Origin of the sequence: Azospirillum sp. B506 (assembly GCF_000333595.1) — a bacterium.
Taxonomy (GTDB): domain Bacteria; phylum Pseudomonadota; class Alphaproteobacteria; order Azospirillales; family Azospirillaceae; genus Azospirillum.
Genome location: NZ_BADK01000107.1, coordinates 1 through 2,463, shown reverse-complemented (window position 1 = coordinate 2,463; position 2,463 = coordinate 1). Strand labels below are relative to the sequence as shown.

Sequence of the window (2,463 nt, the reverse complement as noted above, 5' to 3'; positions counted from 1 at the left end):
CGGCTTCTTGATCTCGCCGTAGGACCAGGACCGGATCCGCTCGGGGCTGGCGATCTGGATGCGGATCTGATCGAAGCTCTGCGGCCCCTGAACCTGGCCGAAAATGTTCATCAACTCATTCATGACCGTCTCCCGCTGGCATCGCCGCGTTGTCGGTTAAAAGCAGTGCAATGCCCCGGAACGGCGCACACGCGCCGATCCGGGGCCTGGGTCACGTCAGACCGGCTCAATAGTCCCGCTGGTTCAGCTCGACGTTCAGGCCAAGGGAGCGCAGCTCCTTGACCAGCACGTTGAACGACTCCGGAATGCCGGCCTCGAAGTTGTCGTCGCCGCGGACGATGGCCTCGTAGACCTTGGTGCGGCCGGACACGTCGTCCGACTTCACCGTCAGCATTTCCTGCAGCGTATAGGCGGCGCCGTAGGCTTCCAGCGCCCAAACCTCCATCTCACCGAAGCGCTGTCCGCCGAACTGGGCCTTACCGCCCAGCGGCTGCTGCGTGACCAGCGAGTAGGGGCCGATCGACCGGGCGTGGATCTTGTCGTCCACGAGATGGTGCAGCTTCAGCATGTAGATGTAGCCGACGGTCACCTTGCGGTCGAAGGTCTCGCCGGTGCGGCCGTCGATCAGCGTCGACTGGCCCGACCGGTCGAAACCGGCGCGCTCCAGATGGACGCAGATGTCCTCCTCGCGGGCGCCGTCGAAGACCGGCGTCGCGAAGGGAACGCCCTTGCGCAGGTTGCCGCCCAGCTCCAGCAGCTCGCCGTCGGTCATGTCGGCGATGTCCTCGTTGTAGGTCACCTCGCCGTACGCCGACTTCAGCGTGCTGCGCAGGGCCTCCAGCTGGGGAGCGCCTTCGGCCTTCTGGCGGATCGCCAGCCGGTACTGGTCGACCGCACGGCCGATCTGCCTGCCGAGACCCGAGGCCGCCCAACCGAGGTGGGTTTCCAGGATCTGACCGACATTCATGCGCGACGGCACGCCCAGCGGGTTCAGCACCAGATCGACCGGGGTGCCGTCCTCCAGATAGGGCATGTCCTCCTGCGGGATGATGCGCGAGACGACACCCTTGTTGCCGTGACGGCCGGCCATCTTGTCGCCCGGCTGCAGCTTGCGCTTCACCGCGACGAAGACCTTGACCATCTTCATGACGCCCGGCGGCAGCTCGTCACCGCGCTGCAGCTTGTCGACCTTGTTCTCGAAGCGGTCCTGCAGGGCCTTGATCGAGTCGTCGAACACCTTGCCCAGGTTCTCGACGGTCTCCATCACCTGCTCGTCGGCGATGGCGATCTGGCGCCACAGGCCCTTCGACAGGCCAGCCAGAACCTCGTCGGTCAGGACCGTGCCGCCCTTCATGCCCTTCGGGCCGGACTGCGCGGTCTGGCCGATCAGCACTTCCTTCAGGCGGGTGTAGAAGCTGCGCTCCAGGATGCCGCGCTCGTCGTCGCGGTCCTTGGCCAGCTTCTCGATCTCGGCGCGTTCGATGGCGAGCGCGCGCTCGTCCTTGTCGACGCCGCGGCGGCTGAAGACGCGGACCTCGACGATGGTGCCGACCACGCCCGGCGGCAGGCGCAGCGAGGTGTCGCGGACATCCGAGGCCTTCTCGCCGAAGATGGCGCGCAGCAGCTTCTCTTCCGGCGTCATCGGGCTTTCGCCCTTCGGCGTCACCTTGCCGACCAGGATGTCGCCCGGACGGACCTCGGCGCCGATGTAGACGATGCCGGCCTCGTCGAGGTTCTTCAGAGCTTCCTCACCCACGTTCGGAATGTCGCGGGTGATTTCCTCCTGGCCCAGCTTGGTGTCACGGGCCATGACCTCGAACTCCTCGATGTGGATCGAGGTGAAGACGTCGTCCTTGACGATGCGCTCGTTGATGAGGATCGAATCCTCGAAGTTGTAGCCGTTCCACGGCATGAACGCGACGAGCACGTTGCGGCCGAGCGCCAGCTCGCCGAGATCGGTCGAGGGACCGTCGGCCACGATGTCGCCGGCGTTCACCCGGTCACCGACCTTCACCAGCGGACGCTGGGTGATGCAGGTGTTCTGGTTGGACCGCTGGAACTTCAGCAGGTTGTAGATGTCGACGCCCGGCGCCGTGCTGTCCGAGCTGTCGGTGGCGCGGACGACGATGCGGGTGGCGTCGACCTGGTCGACGACGCCCGAACGCTTGGCGACGATGGTCACGCCGCTGTCGCGGGCGACGGTCGCCTCCATGCCGGTGCCGACCAGCGGGGCGTCGGCCTTCACCAGCGGCACCGCCTGACGCTGCATGTTCGAGCCCATCAGCGCGCGGTTGGCGTCGTCGTTCTCCAGGAACGGGATCAGCGCCGCGGCGACGGACACCAGCTGCTTCGGCGACACGTCGATCAGGTCGATCGCTCCGGCCGGAACATCAGGTATTCCCCGCCCTGGCGGCAGGACACCAGATCGGCGGGCGAACTGTTGTCCGGGTTTCGCTCGGCGTT

Annotated in this window: 1 pseudogene; it reads right to left on the bottom strand. The window is 66.3% G+C overall.

Features of this window, described 5'->3' with window-relative positions:
* Nucleotides 1-226: 226 nt before the first annotated feature.
* A pseudogene (gene rpoB, locus I71_RS03935) lies at nt 227-2,463 on the bottom strand (DNA-directed RNA polymerase subunit beta); the annotation flags it as partial.